17 protein-coding genes and 1 other annotated feature are annotated in these 18042 nt (G+C 62.0%); of the genes, 1 reads left to right on the forward strand and 16 read right to left on the reverse strand.

The window, feature by feature from the left end; genetic code table 11:
- Positions 1–5 precede the first annotated feature (5 nt).
- Positions 6–209, forward strand: coding sequence for a cold-shock protein (locus H7687_RS19605; protein ID WP_183350568.1), 204 nt, complete (start codon positions 6–8; stop codon positions 207–209).
- 246 nt (positions 210–455) lie between these two features.
- Here the strand turns inward: H7687_RS19605 and H7687_RS19610 are convergent, their stop codons facing one another.
- The 16 genes from H7687_RS19610 to tsf all read right to left on the reverse strand — a co-directional run bounded on the left by H7687_RS19610 (position 456) and on the right by tsf (position 17957).
- Positions 456–2327: an MXAN_6640 family putative metalloprotease gene (locus H7687_RS19610; RefSeq protein ID WP_183350570.1), complete on the reverse strand. Its 1872-nt coding sequence runs from the start codon at positions 2325–2327 to the stop codon at positions 456–458.
- On the reverse strand, positions 2327–2839 hold the full coding sequence (locus H7687_RS19615) for a hypothetical protein (RefSeq protein WP_183350572.1): 513 nt from the start codon (positions 2837–2839) through the stop codon (positions 2327–2329). The genes H7687_RS19610 and H7687_RS19615 overlap by 1 nt, the downstream gene beginning before the upstream one ends.
- 301 nt (positions 2840–3140) lie before the next feature.
- A complete protein-coding gene (locus H7687_RS19620; protein ID WP_183350574.1) occupies positions 3141–4688 on the reverse strand; it encodes a 2-isopropylmalate synthase in 1548 nt (515 codons plus the stop codon).
- Between the two features lie 117 nt (positions 4689–4805).
- Positions 4806–5059 (reverse strand) — a binding site (T-box leader).
- A 197-nt stretch (positions 5060–5256) separates the two neighbouring features.
- The gene (gene pssA / locus H7687_RS19625; protein WP_183350656.1) at positions 5257–6009 is read right to left on the reverse strand and encodes a CDP-diacylglycerol--serine O-phosphatidyltransferase; all 753 of its coding nucleotides are present in this window, start codon (positions 6007–6009) and stop codon (positions 5257–5259) included.
- 32 nt (positions 6010–6041) lie between these two features.
- Positions 6042–6701: a phosphatidylserine decarboxylase family protein gene (locus H7687_RS19630; RefSeq protein WP_183350576.1), complete on the reverse strand. Its 660-nt coding sequence runs from the start codon at positions 6699–6701 to the stop codon at positions 6042–6044.
- A 152-nt stretch (positions 6702–6853) separates the two neighbouring features.
- Positions 6854–7345 (reverse strand): acetolactate synthase small subunit, encoded by a 492-nt coding sequence (gene ilvN / locus H7687_RS19635; protein ID WP_183350578.1) that lies wholly within the window; start codon positions 7343–7345, stop codon positions 6854–6856.
- Between the two features lie 26 nt (positions 7346–7371).
- Positions 7372–9072: a biosynthetic-type acetolactate synthase large subunit gene (gene ilvB, locus H7687_RS19640; RefSeq protein WP_183350580.1), complete on the reverse strand. Its 1701-nt coding sequence runs from the start codon at positions 9070–9072 to the stop codon at positions 7372–7374.
- Positions 9073–9227: 155 nt separating this feature from the next.
- The gene (gene ilvD, locus H7687_RS19645; protein WP_183350582.1) at positions 9228–10889 is read right to left on the reverse strand and encodes a dihydroxy-acid dehydratase; all 1662 of its coding nucleotides are present in this window, start codon (positions 10887–10889) and stop codon (positions 9228–9230) included.
- A gap of 154 nt (positions 10890–11043) precedes the next feature.
- The gene (gene tsaB / locus H7687_RS19650) at positions 11044–11736 is read right to left on the reverse strand and encodes a tRNA (adenosine(37)-N6)-threonylcarbamoyltransferase complex dimerization subunit type 1 TsaB (RefSeq protein WP_183350584.1); all 693 of its coding nucleotides are present in this window, start codon (positions 11734–11736) and stop codon (positions 11044–11046) included.
- A 5-nt stretch (positions 11737–11741) separates the two neighbouring features.
- Positions 11742–12809, reverse strand: coding sequence for an RIP metalloprotease RseP (gene rseP, locus H7687_RS19655; protein WP_183350586.1), 1068 nt, complete (start codon positions 12807–12809; stop codon positions 11742–11744).
- Between the two features lie 80 nt (positions 12810–12889).
- Positions 12890–14047, reverse strand: a complete 1158-nt coding sequence (locus H7687_RS19660) for a 1-deoxy-D-xylulose-5-phosphate reductoisomerase (protein WP_183350588.1) — start codon at positions 14045–14047, stop codon at positions 12890–12892.
- A 112-nt stretch (positions 14048–14159) separates the two neighbouring features.
- A complete protein-coding gene (locus H7687_RS19665) occupies positions 14160–14948 on the reverse strand; it encodes a phosphatidate cytidylyltransferase (RefSeq protein ID WP_183350658.1) in 789 nt (262 codons plus the stop codon).
- A 34-nt stretch (positions 14949–14982) separates the two neighbouring features.
- Positions 14983–15729, reverse strand: a complete 747-nt coding sequence (gene uppS, locus H7687_RS19670) for an undecaprenyl pyrophosphate synthase (protein ID WP_183350590.1) — start codon at positions 15727–15729, stop codon at positions 14983–14985.
- Between the two features lie 118 nt (positions 15730–15847).
- The gene (gene frr, locus H7687_RS19675) at positions 15848–16405 is read right to left on the reverse strand and encodes a ribosome recycling factor (RefSeq protein WP_183350592.1); all 558 of its coding nucleotides are present in this window, start codon (positions 16403–16405) and stop codon (positions 15848–15850) included.
- 2 nt (positions 16406–16407) lie between these two features.
- A complete protein-coding gene (gene pyrH, locus H7687_RS19680; RefSeq protein ID WP_183350594.1) occupies positions 16408–17130 on the reverse strand; it encodes a UMP kinase in 723 nt (240 codons plus the stop codon).
- Positions 17131–17306: 176 nt separating this feature from the next.
- The gene (gene tsf / locus H7687_RS19685) at positions 17307–17957 is read right to left on the reverse strand and encodes a translation elongation factor Ts (RefSeq protein WP_183350596.1); all 651 of its coding nucleotides are present in this window, start codon (positions 17955–17957) and stop codon (positions 17307–17309) included.
- Between the last annotated feature and the right edge of the window lie 85 nt (positions 17958–18042).

The following is an 18042-nucleotide window of genomic DNA, read 5'->3' on the forward strand; positions in this document are numbered from 1 at the left end:
GGACAATGGCACAGGGCAAAGTTAAATGGTTCAACGACGCGAAAGGATTCGGCTTCATCGAGCAGGAGAACGGCGAGGACGTGTTCGTGCACTTCTCCGCTATCACCGGGGAAGGCTTCAAGTCCCTGGCTGAAGGGGAGTCTGTCTCCTTTGACGTGACCAACGGGCCGAAAGGTCTGCAGGCAGCCAACGTCAAGAAGCTGGGCTAAGAGTTAGCCTCGAGCGTCAAAAGGCCCCGCCGGAATCCCGGCGGGGCCTTTTTTTTGTAGTCTAACCCGACACTGCTGTAAACTTTGTTGTCCCTGCCCGGTGTTGTCCCTGCCCGGTGTTGTCCCTGCCGGTGTGGCCTGCGGGCAAGACCTGTAGGGGCGAATAATCATTCGCCCGCCTCTTCAATAAAAACCGCTGGTCCACCCCCTCGCCCTTCGGGAGAGGGGCAGGGGTGAGGGCGACTCTCAAGCCGCCGCAGCCTCCCGCCCCCTCCCCTTCAGGAAAAGAACGCCCCAGCGCAGACACGCCCCAGCAACCAACAGCAGCAGCCCCAACGCCGCCGCCGGATGCTCCACCGCGAGGATCAGCGGCAACAGCAGGCACCGCACCCCGCTCTTCATCCACTCGTGCCGGGCGATCACGTCGGCGATCGGCGGGCTCAGCCGGTAGTAGGCCGCCACGAAGATCCGCCCCGGCGCGTTGGTCAGGAGGTAATGGTCCCGGAACGCCCGCAGCTCCGCAACCTTGGGGTGCAGGTAGCTGCCGTAGGCCGCAGTCGCGATGAAGCACCCTCCCCCGCCGCCTCCGCCACCGCCGCCAGTGGTCACGGTGGGGTCGGTAACGGTAGAGGTGCTGCCGTCGGTGCTGAAACTCACCTCGTGGCTATTAGTGTTGGTCGTGTTGGCGACCAGCAAAACCACTTCGTCGGTAAAAGGGTTCATGGCAGCGAAGTCGCTCACGGTATAGCTGGTGCCTCCCGCGTCCAAGGGGACTTCGGTCACCGTGCCGCTTGCTTTCTTGAAGAGCATGGCCTGTATGCCAGGGGTCTTGCTCAATGTCACAGTCAAGGACTGTGAGGAAGGCACAAAGCGGTAGAACGCGAAGCTGTAGCGCGGCAAGGTCACTTTGTGCGATGGCACTGGATAGGTGTTGTAATTACCCAGCATGCTGGGAGGCGAGATCCGCGCCAAATCGGCAAGGTGGGTCGTCCACTGGCGCGAATATAGTTTTTTCACGAAGGTCCAGAAGTCCGTGGCAAGAGTACTGTTGTAGGGTGAGGCGTTAAGGCTGGCTTCAATCACCGGAACCATGTTGATGTCTACTGAGGTGTTTACAGGTGAAACCCCAGCAAGCGTTTCCCAGATGCTGCGCACGACATCAATAGTGTTGTGCTCCTCAGCGAGTGAACGGTTAAAGATCCACCTTGCATATTCTGTAGCCCCGTCTCTGGGAGCGGTAAGCGAGACGGAATGGGGGTCGACCGGCGGGGGCTCGACCGACTGGGGGTCGTATAAGAGGTAGCTTTCCAGATACTCGTATGCCTGGTTGACATCGTCGAAGATCTCATCTTCGTACCAGGTTGACGTCATCTCCGCATACCAGTAGTCAAAGTAGCCGTTGTAACCAAACTGGATAGCATGATGGAACTCATGCGCAGCTGTTACTTCCATATTTTGTACAGGTGTGTAAATGGTGGGCTGAAAGACCGAAGCGGTAAAGTCTTTGTTGACTTCGATAAAGCTGCTGAAAGCGTGCGGGTAAGATGCCGAGGGGACAGGGTTCAGGTCCGAGGTCAATCCATACACCAAACGGTTGGAGCTAGTGGGCGTATGCATGTAGACATCATACGGCGAAGCAGGCGGCATATGGTAGCCGTGCTGCAGGTAATAGTTGTAGACCGTTTCGAATATATCTCCGACCATAGAAGCCCAAGCGGCGTAGCTGACCAGGTTGAGGCCGGTGTACGTATTGATCGCAGCAAGGTCCGGAGCTCCGGCTACCGTGGTTGAGTAGTGAATTCTGAAATGGCCACCTGAGGAGATGACCGAGGCGGGAGCAGCGAGCACCGGCGGCGTTTCCAGTACGGTCTTCAAAGCCGTCTGCGTGCTGCTTTCGAGTTTGCTCCAGTCCCTTCTTAAGGAATGTCTCAGGTTGGTGTTACACTTGACGGCTTTGGCTCCCACAGATTGGACATCGAGAAGAGCCTTGGCCAGAATGTTGTCCGTTTTCAGGCCAAAAGCCTCGAGGTAGTAGTCATCCAAACTGGCAGCAACACACTGAGAGGAAGTCAGAACGAGAATTGCAAGAGCGACCAGCAGTTTGCAGAATTTACCCATCAATCCACCATCCTTTTCCCCACCCGCAGCGGGGCAAATATTACCTTACCTTTCACAACAGTGACTTCCGTGAACCGGTTGTTGCCGCTAATCCTGTAGGTTCCTGGCGCCAAGTTGACGATAAAGAAACCGTTACTGTCACTCTGGACAGCAGCGACCGCCTTGTCTCCGCTCAACACCTGCACAGGCAGCATGGGAACCGGGTCGACCCCTCCTGCCGCTTGGAGTTTCCCGCCGTGGGACTGGACGTAACAGATGCCGACCAAGGCGCCGGTCCCTTCGGGCATCTTCACTTCCCTGATCCGCTCGTCCCTGGTCTCGACTACCGGGAGGAAGCCGTCCCTCAACGCGACGAAGGGTGTCATCGGCGCGGGCCTGCCGGCTACAAAGGCAGTGCCGTCGAAATAAAAGAAGGACCATAGCTCAGCCGGCTTCTTGGCGAAAGCATGAGCAGTCAGACAGGTCAGGGCCACAGTCAAAGCGACAAGGCAGAAGCGGAGACCACTGGACATGGTTGTCACCTCTAATGGATCGGATGGCGTAGAAAAAGGTTTAGTGAAATGAGTCTTAAGATTACACAGTAGTAATAACAATTACAGTAAAAAAATGTAAAGAAAAACGAAGAGCAGGGGTATCGCACCTGACAGGGCAATAAAAAGCCCCGCACTCACAGTTTCAACTGCAAGAGCGGGGCAAAAGGCTTTACCACAGGGGTCACGGAGGTCCACAGAGGGCACAGAGAAAAAGGGAAAGAAGGTTTTCCCTCTGTGTCCTCAGTGCACCTCTGTGTCCTCTGCGTTCCGCTTTTAGGTTTTAAAGCGACTCGACGTCGCGGTCGGTGGCGAAGTAGAGCCGGTTCAGCGCGTCGATGTAGGCCTTGGCAGAGGCCTCGATGATGTCGGTGGAGGAACCGCGGCCAATGACGGGGTTGCGCTCCCCTTCGGTGATGCGCACGGTGACCTCACCGAGGGCATCGGTGCCGCCGGTGATGGAGCCCACGTTGTACTGCAAAAGCTGCGCGTCGCGCTTGGCGAGCTTCTTGATCGCCTTCAAGGTCGCGTCGACCGGGCCGTCGCCCAGTTCCGCGGTCCGCACCTGCATGCCGTCGATCTCCATCTGCACGGTCGCGGTAGCGACGGCGAAGGAGCCGCAGGTCACGGTGATGTGGGAGAGCTTGTACTTCTCGTCGATCTTCTTGGTCTGGTCGGCGACGATGGCGTCGAGGTCCTCGTCGTAGACCTCCTTTTTCAGGTCGGCGAGGGCCTTGAAGCGGGTGAACGCCTTGTTCAGCGCTTCCTCGTCCAGGTCGTGCCCCAGTTCCTCCAGCCTCTTCTTGAAGGCGTGGCGGCCGGAGTGCTTGCCGAGCACCAGCGCGCTCGCCTTGAGGCCGACCGACTCGGGGGTCATGATCTCGTAGGTCGACTTGTCCATCAGCATGCCGTGCTGGTGGATGCCCGCCTCGTGGGCAAAGGCGTTGGCGCCGACAATGGCCTTGTTCTGCTGCACGGCGATGCCGGTTACCTGGGTGAGCAGGCGGCTGGCCGGGGTAAGCTGCTCGGTGACCACGTTGGTCCTGAAGGGGAGGATGTCGCCGCGGGTCCTGATGGCCATGACGAACTCTTCCAGGGAGCAGTTGCCGGCGCGCTCGCCGATGCCGTTGATGGTGCACTCGACCTGCCCCGCACCGGCCTGGACGGCGGCGATGGAGTTGGCCACCGAGAGGCCGAGGTCGTTGTGGCAGTGTACCGAGATGACGGCATCGTCGATGTTCTTCACGTTGTCCTTCAGGTACTTGATGATGTTGAAGTACTCGAAGGGTATGGTGTAGCCGACGGTGTCGGGTATGTTGACCACGGTGGCACCGGCGTCGATGACCGCACCCACCACCTCGGCGAGGAACTTGAGGTCGGTGCGGACCGCGTCCTCGCAGGAGAACTCGACGTTGGCGGTGTAGGAGCGGGCGCGCTTGACGCCTTTCACTGCCGCCTCCAGCACCTGGGCCGGGGTCATCTGCAGCTTGTACTTCATGTGGATGTCGGAGGTGGCGATGAAGGTGTGGATGCGCCCCTTGTCCTCGGCGTACTTCAGGGCCTCCCAGGCGCGATCGATGTCCTTGAAACCGGCGCGGCAAAGACCGGCGATCTCCGGCCCCTTGATGGTCTGGGCCACCTTTTTCACCGCCTCAAAATCCCCTTCGGAGGCGATCGGGAAACCCGCCTCGATGACGTCCACGTTCAGTTTCTGGAGCTGCTTGGCAAGGCGGAGTTTCTCCTCGATGTTCATGCTGGCGCCCGGGGACTGCTCCCCGTCTCTGAGTGTGGTGTCAAAGATCTTGATGGTCTTCGGTTCCGTGTTGTTCACTTGCGCTTCCCCCTTGTGTGGTTATGCTGCTTCGTTAGCCTGCCCTTCCCCGCCTGCTAATTAAAACAGACCGGGTGGCAAAAACCAGCAGGCCGAAATAAAAAAGCCTCCGCCCCAGTAAGGGGCGAAGGCTTTGAAAGCTTCCGCGGTACCACCCTCATTCATCCGTCTGGTAGACGGACCTCTTGCGCCCTTTACGCGGGCCGACGGCCGCAGCTAGCAGCAGTCGCTCCCCTTTCAGGAAAATAGAACGACCGTTGTTCACCACGACGGCTCCAAGGCGAGTTCACCTGCTTCCTCACCGGTTTGCACCAACCACCGGCTCTCTGTAGGGGAAGGGAAAGGCTACTACTCCTCATCACTGCCTTTAGTTTCGGGAGATAATAGAAAAGGCGCCGACGGCTGTCAAGCGCTTTTTGTTTTATTTTCGTAAAGCCGGTACTAAAACGGCGTTGCCGCAATGACAACGCCGTGTTCTTTTGATCGCGTAAAACTCCAATTCGACCTGCCGGCACATCCCCCGTTCTGGTTAACGTAGAACGTAGAACCTAGAACGTAGAACCTGCCGTTAATGGTTCTTCTTCATCCCCTCGTGGCCGCGGTGCATGGCGCGCTCCAGGCGACGCCGGCGCGGGTACGTGACAAGGAAGCCGATGGGACCGGAGAGGATGTAGCAGATGAAGATGGTGAAGAGCATGATCACCGGTTCAGCGGCAATCACGATCAGAAGCAGCACGGCCAGCACGAGGATGGCGAACGGCTGCCTCTTGATCAGGCTGGGATCCTTGAAGGAGTAGTACTTGACGTTGGACACCATGAGCAGGGCCAGGAAGTAGATCAGCACCAGGATGGCGAGCTTGTTGTACGAGGCGGGCCACCCCATGTGGTAGAAGAACAGCACCGTGGCCGAGACCATGCTGGCAGCAGCCGGCGTGGGGAGGCCGACGAAGCGCTTGCTTTCCACCGTTTCCACCTGGACGTTGAAGCGCGCCAGCCTGAGCGCCGCGCAGGCGAGGAACAGGAATCCGGCCAGCCACCCCAGGCGCCCGAAGGGCTTCAAGGCCCAGCAGTACATGAGGAGCCCCGGCGCGGCGCCGAAGGAAACCACGTCGGCCAGCGAGTCGAACTCGACCCCGAACTTGCTGGCGGTGCCGGTCAGGCGTGCCACCTTGCCGTCGAGACCGTCGAAGATGGAGGAGGCCAGGATCCACAGCGCGGCGGTGCGGTAGTCGCCGTTCACGGTGGACACCATGCAGTAAAAGCCGGCGAACAGGCTTCCGGCGGTGAACAGGTTGGGGAGGATGTAAATCCCCTTGCGCATCCCTTCCCTTTCTACTTTCGGTCTCTCTTCGCTCACGGCAGTATCCCCAGCACGGTTTCACCGGCAACGGTTTTCTGGTTCATGACTACGTCAATGCGCGTCCCCAGCGGCAGGTACACGTCCAGCCGGGAGCCGAAACGGATCAGACCGTAGCGGCGCCCGCGGGTCAGCTGATCCCCCACCTTGGCGTAGCAGATGATGCGGCGCGCGATCAGCCCGGCAACCTGCACCACCACCATCCGCAAACCGCTTGCCGATTCCAGCACCAGACCCTGCTGCTCGTTCTCGAAGGTCGCACGCTCGTCGCGCACGTCGTAGAACTTCCCCTTGTTGTAGAAGGAGTCGACCACCTTGCTGGTGATGGGGGCGCGGTTTATGTGCACGCTGAAGACGGACATGAAGATGCTGATTTTTTCCATCTCGGCGCCGGTGTGCGGTTCGGTCACCTTGCCGAGGAAGATCACTTCGCCGTCGGCAGGAGCAACCACGACGTTTTCACCGGCAGGCGTGGTGCGCTCGGGGTTTCTGAAGAAGAAGACGGAGAACAGGGCGAGCAGCAGGAAAAGCGCTGCGGGGATGAAAAAGCCGAAATGCAGGAACTGGCCAAGCAGCGCCAGCAGGGCCGCAACTGCGGCGAAACCGGCGATGAACGGGTACCCCTCGACTGCGACGGGGGTATTTGTGTTGCGCATCTAGTACCTCTTGTTAAGTAGTCGTGCGGGAACTGTGGGAGCCGGTGAGGCGCCCCGCGGAACCGGGACGGAAAAAGGCCGTTTCCGGGCCCCTGCGCACCAAAGCGGGAGTATAGCCCGAAAACGGCCTTTCATGCAATGAAAAGAAGCTGCTACCCCTTCCAGGCCTTGGCGCCGCGCCCGATGACGACGGGGCCGGTGCTGACCAGTTCCTTGAGCCCCAGGGGGCGCAAGAGCTCGACCATGGCGCTCACCTTGGCCGGTGCCCCGGTAGCCTCCAGGGTGTAGGACTTGGGCGTCACGTCGATGACCTTGGCGCGGAAGATGTCGGCGATCCTCAGCACCTCAGCGCGGCTTTGATCCTCCGCGGAAACCTTGACCAGCACCATCTCGCGCTCGATGGCGTTCTCAGGTTCGAAGTCGATCACCTTGATCACGTCGATCAGCTTGTTGAGCTGCTTGGTAATCTGCTCGATGATCTGCTCGTCGCCGCGGGTCACCAGGGTGATGCGGGAGAGCGCCTCGTCGTTGGTGGGAGCCACGGTGAGCGAGTCTATGTTGAAGCCGCGCCCGGAAAAAAGTCCGACCACGCGGGAGAGAACGCCGAACTCGTTCTCGACCAGAACAGCAATGGTATGTCTCATATTACCCTCCTAAGGCAGTTGGCAAATTAGCTGGCAAGCACCATCTCGGTCAGCGAAGCGCCGGCCGGGACCATCGGCAGCACCTTCTCCTCGCGTGCGACCTTGAACTCCATCAGTACGGGGCCGTCGGTGGCGAACCCTTTCTTGATGACCTCGTCGACCTCTTCCACCTTGGTGGCCTGCAGGCCGGTGGCGCCGAAGGCCTCGGCGAGCTTGATGAAGTCGATGGGAAGTTCCATGCAGGTCGAGGAGTAGCGCTTGTCGAAGAAGAGCTCCTGCCACTGGCGTACCATGCCCAGGAAGTTGTTGTTGAGAATGACGATCTTTACGTTGAGACGGTTCTGCACGATGGTGGCGAGTTCCTGCATGTTCATCTGGAAACCGCCGTCGCCGCAGACCACCATGACCTGGCGCTCGGGGAAGCCCGCCTGCGCCCCCATGGCAGCAGGGAGGCCGAAGCCCATGGTGCCCAGGCCGCCGGAGGAGAGCAGCGTCCTCGGTGCGGTGAAGCCGAAGAACTGCGCGGTCCACATCTGGTGCTGGCCGACGTCGGTGGCCACGATGGCGTCCGGGTCGGACAGGGCGCGCAGCCTCTGGATCACGTACTGCGGCTTGATCACGGAAGCGGACTGCTTGTAGGTCATCGGGTGTTTCTTCTTCCACTCGTCGATCTCGGCGATCCAGGGGGCTAGTGCCGCCTGGCAGGCCTTCGCATCCGGGCCGATTTCGTCGGCCACCTTGAGCATCTTGACGAGGACGTCGCGCACGTCGCCGACGATGGGGAGGTCAACGCGGACGTTCTTCTTGATCGAGGTGGGGTCGACGTCGACGTGGACGATCTTCGCGTGCGGCGCAAACGAAGCGATCTTGCCGGTGACACGGTCATCGAACCGGGCGCCGATGGCGATCAGGACGTCGCAGTGGGACACCGCCATGTTGGCGTAGTAGGTGCCGTGCATGCCCAGAAGCCCGAGGGCATTGGGATCGTTCTCCGGGTAGGCGCCCAGGCCCATCAGCGTCGTGGTGACCGGGATGCCCAGGCGTTTGGCCACCGCGACCAGCTCCGCCGCAGCGTTGGCGAGGATGACGCCGCCGCCGACGTAGATCACCGGCTTCTTGGCCTGCATGATCATGCCGACCGCCTTCTCGATCTGCTTGGGGTGGCCTTCCACGGTCGGCTTGTAGCCGCGGATCTCGACGCTCTCGGGGTAGTGGAACTCGGTCTGGGCGATCTGGACGTCCTTGGGGAGATCGACCACGACCGGGCCGGGACGGCCGGTGCGGGCGATGTAGAACGCCTTCTTCATGATGGTGGCGAGGTCTTTGACGTCTTTGACCAGGAAGTTGTGCTTGGTGCAGGGACGGGTGATGCCGATGATGTCGGCTTCCTGGAAGGCGTCGTTGCCGATGAGGGCCGTGGGGACCTGCCCGGTGATGATCACCATCGGGATGGAGTCCATGTAGGCGGTGGCGATGCCGGTGATGGTGTTGGTGGCGCCGGGCCCCGAGGTGGCGATGGCGACACCGACCTTGCCGGTGGCGCGGGCGTAGCCGTCGGCGGCGTGGACGCCGGCCTGCTCGTGCCTGGGCAGGATGTGCCTGATCTCCTTGAACGAGAAAAGCTCGTCGTAGAGGTTGATGACGGTCCCGCCGGGATAACCGAAGATCGTGTCGACCCCCTCCCGTTTGAGACACTCCAGCAGGATGCGTGCTCCGTTCAGCTTCATGTAGTACCCCCATGCCGCGGCAGAAACCTGCCGCTATTGATCGATCCCGCGCTTGGTAAGCGCCGGATCACTAGTAATGAAGACTTCCCCTGAGGCCGACCCTCCCCGGTGAAAGGAGGGCCTCCCTCTGCCCCTTGGTAAAGGGGGTCGGGGTTTTATTCAGCGGTGGTAATGGCGCCGGTGTGGGCGGAAGTGACCACCTTAGCATAGCGGGCGAGCCAACCCTTCTTGATCTTCGGCTCGGGCGCGACCCAGCGGGCGCGCCGGCTGGCCAGTTCCTCGTCGCTGACGAGCAGCTTCAGGGAACGGGACGGAATGTCGAGTTCGATCTTATCGCCATCCTCGACGAGGGCGATGGGACCGCCCACGGCGGCCTCGGGCGAGATGTGGCCGATGCAGGGGCCGCGGGTGCCGCCGGAGAAGCGCCCGTCGGTGATGAGGGCGACCGAGTCGCCCAGGCCAAGCCCCATGATGGCCGCGGTCGGCGCCAGCATCTCCCTCATGCCCGGGCCACCCTTGGGACCTTCGTAGCGGATCACCACCATGTCGCCGCTCTTGATCTGGCCGTTCATGATGGCGGCCATCGCGATGTCCTCGGAGTCGAAGCAGCGCGCGGTGCCGGTGAACTGCATCATCTTCTCGCCCACGCCGGACTGCTTGACGACGGCGCCCTGGGGAGCGATGTTGCCGAAGAGGACGGCGATGCCCCCTTCCTTCTTGACCGGCGCGTCCACCGGGCGGATGACGTCCTCGTCCACCCCTTTCAGGCTGGCCACGATCTCCTTGGTGGAAAGCCCCATCAGGGTCGGGCAGTCGTGGATCTTGCCTCCCAGTTGCTTCATGACGCCGGCCACGCCGCCGGCGGCGTCCAAGTCCTCCATGAAGTGCTCGCCCGCGGGGTTCATCGAGGCGATCTGCGGAGTCGTCTTGGAGAGGATGTCGAAGGTGTTCAGCGGCAGCTCCACGCCCGCCTCGTGGGCGATGGCGAGGAGGTGCAGCACGGTATTGGAGGAGCCCCCCAGCGCCAGGTCGACGCGGATGGCGTTTTCGAACGCCTCGCGGGTCATGATGGAGCGCGGGGTGACGTTCTCACGCACCAGGTCCACGATGCGCTCGCCGGAGGCGAAGGCGATGCGGCGCTTGAGCGCGGAGACGGCGAGTGCTGTGCCGCAGCGCGGCAGGCTCATGCCCATGGTCTCGGTGAGGATGGCCATGGTGTTGGCGGTGAAGAGCCCCTGGCAGGAGCCCATGCCCGGGCAGGCGTTCTCCTCGCAGCGAGCCAACTCCGCGTCGTCGATGACGCCGGCCTTGTAGCGGGCCATGGCCTCGAAAGTGTCGGTGACGAAGGAGTACTTGCGGCCGGCGTCGCCGCGGCCGCTCATCATGGGGCCTGCGGTGACCACGATGCAGGGGATGTCCAGGCGTGCCGCCGCCATGAGCATGCCCGGGGTGATCTTGTCGCAGTTGGTCAAGAGCACCAGGCCGTCCAGGCGATGCGCCTCGGCCACGGACTCGACCATGTCCGCGATCAGTTCGCGGGTGGGGAGGGAGTAGTGCATCCCCTTGTGCCCCATGGAGATGCCGTCGCAGACGCCGGGGATGCCGAAGAAGAAGGAGTAGCCGCCGCCGGTGTGGACCCCTTTCTCGATGAAACGCTCGAGGTCACGCATCCCGACGTGGCCGGGGATGAGATCGGTGAAGCTGGTGGCGATGCCGATGAAGGGTTTCCCCATCTCGCTTTGCGGCAGGCCGGTTCCTTTCAAAAGGGCGCGGTGCGGGGTGCGCTCCAGCCCTTGTGTGATCATGTCGCTACGCATGCAGTTCTCCCTGCGCCGGCGCTAACCTTGTTCAGGATCGCCAAACCGGCTGTTGGTCTTACCAAAAGCTTAGTAGTTGAGAGCAGTTACCGGAAACGGTAGGAAGGGACACGATAATACATTAAAACCAAGGTGTCAACTGGCTAAAACGGCGTTAAACAGACTCGCGCTTTCTCTTGGCGATCTCGGCCTCGGACGCGCGCAGGTAGGTGGGGTTCAACTGGGCCAGCGGAGTGAACTTCCCCTCACGGGCTGCTTCGCGTGCGATGACGGCACCGGCGCAGGCGCGCGGCAGGTTGGCGTGCCAGGGAGGGAAGATGGCGAGCGCCCCGAGGGATTCCTGGATCACTTCGCGGTAGCGGACGGCGCCGTCGCCGACGAAGATGGTGGGATGCTTCACCAGGGCAAGGAAGTCCTGCGGGGAGAGCACCGTATCGGGAACGACGGCATCGGGAAGGGCGCCGCAGCGGTAGAGTGCGCCGTACACCTCACCCTTCCGGGCGTCGAACAGGGGGGCCACCTGCTCCGAGCTGTAGGGGAGGTTCATCGCCAGCATGGCCAGGGAGGAAAAACCCACCACGGGTTTGCCGGTGGCGAGTGCGAGCCCCTTGACGGTGGCGATGCCGACCCGCACCCCGGTAAAGGAACCGGGTCCCAGGGAAACGGCGAAGCAGTCGAGGCCGTCGGGGGTGAGCCGGGCCGCCTGGAGGAGGCTCGAGATGGAGTCCATGAGGCGCCCGGAGTTGCTGCGGTCTTCGCCAAGCAGGCACTCGCCCAAGAGCGTCGCGTCGTCGCTCAGGGAGACCGAGGAGCAGTTGCTGGAGGTGTCGACGGTGAGTATCTTCACGAGGTTTACGCCTTGCTCGCGATCATGCGCGCGATGTCGTTGTAGAAGGCCAGCATCATCAGGCTGATCAGGAGCACCAGCCCCACCTGCTGCGCGATCTCGCGGGTCCTCTTGGAAAGCGGCTTTCCGGTCACGAGTTCGATGAAGAAGAAGGCCAGGTGCCCGCCGTCCAGGATCGGTACCGGCAGGAGGTTCAGAACGCCCAGGTTCACCGACAACAGCGCCACGAAGGCGAGGAAGCTCACCCCTCCCGCCGCGGCCTGCTCACCGGCCATCTTGACGATCATGATCGGGCCGCCGATGTTGTCCAGCGGGATGGCCCGCTCCACCAGGCGCACTAAAGAGAGCACGGTCAGTTCGATCACGTTCCAGCATTGGGCGCTCCCCTTGACGATCGCCTCGCCCGGGGGGAAGTGGTCGGTGACGGTCTCGCCTGCGGCGACCACGCCGATCACCGGCCGGGTCACCTTTTCGCCAAGGAGGTTCTTGCTGGTGGTCGTTTCCGGCACCATGGTGAACTTCAGGAGCGAACTGCCGCGCTGCACCTCGAGCTGCACCGGCACCGCCTTGCCGTCGAAGATGATCTTGGCGAACTCGTCCCACCGGGTCACCGGGCGGCCGTTCACGCTTTTGATGGCATCGCCGGTCTTGATGCCGGCCCGCGCCGCCGGCTTGTCCGGGAGCACCTCGCCAACCTTGGTGGTGACGGCGGGAACCCCCAGGAACATGTAGATGACGATGAAGATGACGTAGGCGAAGAGAAGGTTGAAGACCGGTCCGGCCGCCACGATGCAAATGCGCTGCAGCACCGGCTTGTCGGCGAAGGAGCGTTTGCGGTCCTCTTCGGAGAGTTCGACCTCCTCACCCTCCCCCACCATCTTCACGTAGCCGCCCAGGGGGAGCGCCGAGAGCAGGTACTCGGTCTCGCCGACCTGCTTGCTGATCACCTTGGGGCCGAACCCCAGGGAGAACTTCTCGACCCCGACCTTGAAGGCCTTGGCGAACAGGAAGTGACCCAACTCATGTATGAAGATCAGCGCGCCGAGAGCGATGATGGCCCAGAATATGCTCATGTGGTCCCTCTGTCGGTATGGCCGGGTAGACCCCGGCGCCTCGGCCCAGCGGCATAAGGCGACGGACGAGGCGGTAAAGGTTAATTGGTGCAGCCGAGAACTTCTTTAGCGGTCCTTCTTCCCCAGCGGTCGGCTTCCAGCACCTCCTCGATGGAGCGCAGGGAGCGGGGGGGGTGCAGGTCCATCACCTTGGCGATGGTCTCCGGGATGGCCATGAAGCCGATCCTGCCGGACAAAAAGCTCTCGACGGCGATCTCGTTGGCCGCGTTCATCACGGCCGGCATGCTCTCCCCGGCCTGCACCGCGTCGTAGGCGAGCTTCAGCGCCGGGAAACGGTCGGTGTCGGGCTTCAAGAAGGTGAGCCCCGACAGCGCCGTGAGGTCGAGCGGCTTCACCCCCGAGGCGACGCGCCCGGGATAGGTGAGCGCGTAGGCGATGGGTCCCTTCATGTCGGGCACACCAAGTTGCGCCATGACGCTGCCGTCGATGTACTCGACCATGGAGTGCACGATGCTCTGGGGATGGATGTTGACCGCGATCCGATCCACCGGGATGTCGAAGAGCCAGCGTGCCTCGATCACCTCCAGACCCTTGTTCATCATGCTGGCGGAGTCCACGGTGATCTTCTTACCCATGCTCCAGTTGGGGTGGTTCAGCGCGTCGGCCACGGTGGCGCTGGCGAGCTTCTCCTTGCCCCAGTGTAGAAAGGGGCCGCCCGAGGCGGTGAGGATAACCCGGGCGATGTCCTCGGTGCGGTGGCCAGCCATGGACTGGAACACGGCACAGTGTTCGCTGTCCACCGGGTACAGGCACACGTTCTTTTCGCGCACCATCTTCATGATCAGGTGCCCGGCGGTGACCAGGGTCTCCTTGTTGGCCAGCGCCACGTCCTTGCCGGCCATGATGGCCGCCGCGGTCGGCACGAGCCCTGCGGCGCCGACGATGGCCGCTACCACCATGGTGGTGTCGGAAGCGGTGGCCGCCGCGATCAACCCTTCCACGCCGTGCATGATCTGGGGTTTTTTCCCGCTCAGGGAGCGGCTAAGCGCCTTGGCCTTGTCGGCCGTAAGCACCGAGACGAGGTCGGGCTGGAAGGTTTCGATCTGCTGCTTCAGAAGTTCCAGGTTTGCCCCCGCGGTGAGCGCCACCACGCGGAACTTGTCCGGGTGTGCGGCGACTACCTCGAGGGTGCTTACCCCGATCGATCCTGTCGAGCCCAAAATGGTAAGGTTTTTCATTTTCCCTCGCAGATGTCTCAAGTCAAGTGGCACAGCAGGCTAACTAGCGGATTTTTTTGTCGACTTCGCGGGCTTATCGCGCCGGTGTCATCGCCAGGCGCTGCGCTCGCACTTAAAACAGGAAAAAGGCGTAGTAGTAAGCTGCCGGAGCCGCGAACAAAATTGAATCGAGCCGGTCCAGGACCCCGCCGTGGCCGGGGATGATGGAGCCGGAATCTTTTACGCCGCAACTGCGCTTGATGAGCGACTCGAACAGGTCGCCCAACTGGCCCAGCACACCCAAAAGGAGCGCCGCGGCGCAGCAGTCGCCGATGGAGAGCTCCGGGAAGAAGGTGAACTTGGCGATGACTGCGCCGATGACGCTGCCGGAGAGGCCACCCAGCGCCCCCTCGACACTCTTCTTGGGGCTCACCGCCTGGTAAAGGCGGTGCTTGCCCAGCGTCGAGCCGACGTAGTAGGCGGCGCTGTCGCCGGCCATGACGATCACCATGATCAGGAACAGCCAGGAGACCCCGTTGGGGAGCGCCCTGACCAGCACCAGGTGCGCCAGCAAAAGCGGCACGTAGAGAAAGCCCATCAGCACCAGCGCGACGTCGGGGGCGGCCTGCTTGATGTCCTTGAGCCGGAACAGGGCGACCAGGGTGAAGGCGAGCACCAGGGCGGTCAGGGTGAACAGCGGCAGCACCGGCGAGGCGGAGAAGACCGCGAAGACGGCGCAGGCCCCGGCGACGGCGGCCGCCCTTCCTTCGCCTCGGCGCTGCGGCAGCGCCATGCGGTAGAACTCGTCCAGCCCCAGGAGGGCGAGCAGGGACACCAGCAGGGAGAACTGGAATACCGACGCCTTCAGGATGAAAACAATCACGAGGGGCAGCAGGACCGCTGCGGTGGCTAGTCGTTTGATGGCGGACTCCTTCGGGACAAGCCCCGGAAATGGACTAGGACGGCGTGTCGACCAGTTGCTCGCTGGTCATGCCGAACCTGCGCTCTCTGGACTGGTAGTCGCGGAAGGCCCGCGCCAGCTCGTGTTTGTCGAAATCGGGCCAGTTGACCTCGGTGAAGTAAAGCTCGGCGTAGGCAAGCTGCCAGAGCAGGAAGTTGCTGATGCGCATCTCCCCGCTGGTCCTGATCAGGAGGTCCGGGTCCGGAATCCCGGCAGTGAAGAGGGTCCCTGTGAAGGCGTTCTCGTCGATCTCTTCCGGGGCGAGCCTTCCTGCCGCCACCTCGCCGGCAAGCCGCTTGGCGGCCGCGACGATCTCCTGGCGGCTGCCGTAGGAGAGCGCCAGGGTAAGCAGCATGCCGTCGTTGGCTGCCGTCTTGTCGATGGTGGCCTGGATTTCCCGATTCACGTCCTCGGGGAGGTCGGCGCGGTTGCCGATCACGTTGAAGCGGATGTTGTTCTGCATCATCCGGGTGGTTTCACTGCGGATGTACTGCTTCAACAGCGCCATGAGCGCCTTGACCTCGGTCTTCGGGCGCAGCCAGTTCTCCGCCGAGAAGGCGAACAGGGTCAGGTAGCCGATCCCCAGGCGCGAACATTCCTCGACGATGACCCGGACGGTCTCGACACCTTTTTGATGCCCAACGATCCTGCGCAGCATGCGCTGCTTGGCCCAGCGGCCGTTGCCGTCCATGATCACGGCGAGGTGCTTCGGGAGTTTCTTCGGGTCTAAGCTGTGGTCCATGAGCATCCTGAAAACAAAAAATCCCCTTTGGATCGGGGGTTTCACTTGAGGGAGTGGTGGCGGACGGACGAAAGACGCTCAAGGGGGAGCGCAAGCTCCCCCCCGATCTGTCGGTCCGTCAGACCTCCATTACCTCTTTTTCCTTGTGGGCCAGCACCTCGTCGCACTTGGCGACGTACTTGTTGGTGGAGTCCTGGACGTCCTTCTCGGCGCGCTTCAGTTCGTCCTCGGAGATCTGCTTGTCCTTCTCGAGCTTCTTCAGCTTGTCGATGGCGTCGCGGCGGATGTTCCTGAGGGCCACCTTGGCCTCCTCGGCGTCACGCTTCAGCTGCTTGACGATGTCCTTGCGGCGCTCCTCGGTGAGCGGCGGGAGGACCAGGCGAATCACCTTGCCGTCGTTGGCCGGCGTGAGTCCGAGGTTGGAGTTCATGATCGCCTTCTCGATGGGGGCGATCATCTTGTTGTCCCAGGGAGAGATAGTGATGGTGCGCGCCTCGGGAACGGCAAGGGAAGCCACCTGGTTCAGCGGCGACGGCGTCCCGTAGGAATCGACCTTGATCTCGTCCAGGAGCGCGGTGCTGGCGCGACCGGTACGGACCTTCTGGTAGTCCTTCCTAAGGGAGTCTATGGTCTTGTCCATGTGGACGTTCATATCGGCGATGACATCCTTGATCATGTCTATTCTCCTTCTTTGACGAGAGTGCCGATCGGTTCCCCGTTGACAACACGCACGACATTGCCGTCGGTCGTCACGTCGAACACGATGATCGGAAGGCTGTTGTCCATGCACAGCGAGATGGCAGTGGCGTCCATCACCTGGAGCCCCTTCCTGAGCACTTCCAGGTAGCTGAGCGTGCCGTACTTGGTGGCGGTCTTGTCCTTGTTGGGGTCAGCGGAGTAGACGCCGTCCACCTTGGTCCCCTTGAGGATCACGTCGGCGCCGATCTCCATGGCCCGCAGGCTTGCCGCGGTGTCGGTGGTGAAGTAGGGGTTACCGGTGCCGGCACCGAAGATGACCACCCTTCCCTTTTCCAGGTGCCTGATGGCGCGCCGGCGGATGTAGGGCTCGGCGACCTCGGCCATGCCGATGGCGGACTGGACGCGGGTGTCGACGCCGACCTTCTCCAGGGCGTCCTGCATGGCGAGGGAGTTGATCATGGTGGCCAGCATCCCCATGTAGTCGGCGCTGGCGCGATCCATCCCCTTGGAGGAGGCGGCGACGCCGCGGAAGATGTTACCGCCGCCGATCACCAGGCACAGCTCGACGCCGAGGTCAACCACCTGCTTCACCTCGCGAGCGATTGCGGTGATGGTGTTGGGGTCGATGCCGTACCCCTGCTCACCGCCCAGGGCCTCGCCGGAAAGCTTGAGAAGTACTCTTTTGTAATACGGTTCTGCCATCGTAGTCACCTTGCCTTTTCTTGACGGCAAAAAGCCTTTACGCAGAACAGGTTCCGCAGCGACGTACCGCATGCGGTGCGCCCGCCGGGTCAAGAACCTCCCGCGCAGCGCCTTTTGCCTTGCTGCAGATAAAAAAAGAGCCGCCCATTTTCATGGCCGGCTCCGTTTGGAACGTGTTACACGCCGGCCGCCGCGGCGACCTCTGCCGCGAAATCGCTCTCCTTCTTGGCGAGCCCTTCGCCCAGCACGAACTTGGCGAAACGACGGATGGTCATGTTCTCGCCGATGGAAGCGATGGTCTCGTTGAGGACGGTCTGGATGGTCTTGTCCGGGTCCTTCACGTAAGCCTGCTCGAGGAGGCAGATGTCGCCGAAGAACTTGTTGATCTGGCCGTCGAGGATCTTCTCGATGATGGCCGCCGGCTTGCCGCTCTCCTTGGCCTTCTCGCGGTAGATGGCCTTCTCGCGCTCGATGAGCTCTTCAGGCACTTCCTCGCGGCGGACGTACAGCGGGGATGCTGCGGCGATGTGCATCGCGATGTCCTTCACGAAAGCCTGGAAGTTCTCGTTCTTGGCAACGAAGTCGGTCTCGCAGTTGACTTCGACCAGTACGCCGATCTTGCCGCCGGCGTGGATGTAGGAGCCGACCAGGCCCTCGGTGGCGGCGCGGCCAGCCTTCTTGGAGGCGGCAGCCAGACCCTTGGTACGCAGGTAGTCGATCGCCTTCTCGTGATCGCCGTTGGTTTCGGTCAGGGCCTTCTTGCAGTCCATGAGGCCGGCGCCGGTTACTTTCCTGAGTTCGTTTACCTGTGCAGCTGTAATGCTCACGTTATCCTCCACAGTCACCCGCGCCTTGGCGGCGCGGGTTTCTTAGTCATTGTGTTATCGAAAGGTGGTGCGGTTGCCGCGGATG

It is taken from the genome of Geomonas paludis (assembly GCF_014193585.1).
Taxonomy (GTDB): domain Bacteria; phylum Desulfobacterota; class Desulfuromonadia; order Geobacterales; family Geobacteraceae; genus Geomonas; species Geomonas paludis.

Coding starts and splice junctions, on each gene's coding strand:
- H7687_RS19605 (WP_183350568.1), top strand. CDS start 6: ATGGCACAGGGCAAAGTTAAATGGTTCAACGACGCGAAAGGATTCGGC.
- H7687_RS19610 (WP_183350570.1), bottom strand. CDS start 2,327: ATGGGTAAATTCTGCAAACTGCTGGTCGCTCTTGCAATTCTCGTTCTG.
- H7687_RS19615 (WP_183350572.1), bottom strand. CDS start 2,839: ATGTCCAGTGGTCTCCGCTTCTGCCTTGTCGCTTTGACTGTGGCCCTG.
- pssA (WP_183350656.1), bottom strand. CDS start 6,009: ATGCGCAAGGGGATTTACATCCTCCCCAACCTGTTCACCGCCGGAAGC.
- H7687_RS19630 (WP_183350576.1), bottom strand. CDS start 6,701: ATGCGCAACACAAATACCCCCGTCGCAGTCGAGGGGTACCCGTTCATC.
- ilvN (WP_183350578.1), bottom strand. CDS start 7,345: ATGAGACATACCATTGCTGTTCTGGTCGAGAACGAGTTCGGCGTTCTC.
- ilvB (WP_183350580.1), bottom strand. CDS start 9,072: ATGAAGCTGAACGGAGCACGCATCCTGCTGGAGTGTCTCAAACGGGAG.
- ilvD (WP_183350582.1), bottom strand. CDS start 10,889: ATGCGTAGCGACATGATCACACAAGGGCTGGAGCGCACCCCGCACCGC.
- rseP (WP_183350586.1), bottom strand. CDS start 12,809: ATGAGCATATTCTGGGCCATCATCGCTCTCGGCGCGCTGATCTTCATA.
- H7687_RS19660 (WP_183350588.1), bottom strand. CDS start 14,047: ATGAAAAACCTTACCATTTTGGGCTCGACAGGATCGATCGGGGTAAGC.
- uppS (WP_183350590.1), bottom strand. CDS start 15,729: ATGGACCACAGCTTAGACCCGAAGAAACTCCCGAAGCACCTCGCCGTG.
- frr (WP_183350592.1), bottom strand. CDS start 16,405: ATGATCAAGGATGTCATCGCCGATATGAACGTCCACATGGACAAGACC.
- pyrH (WP_183350594.1), bottom strand. CDS start 17,130: ATGGCAGAACCGTATTACAAAAGAGTACTTCTCAAGCTTTCCGGCGAG.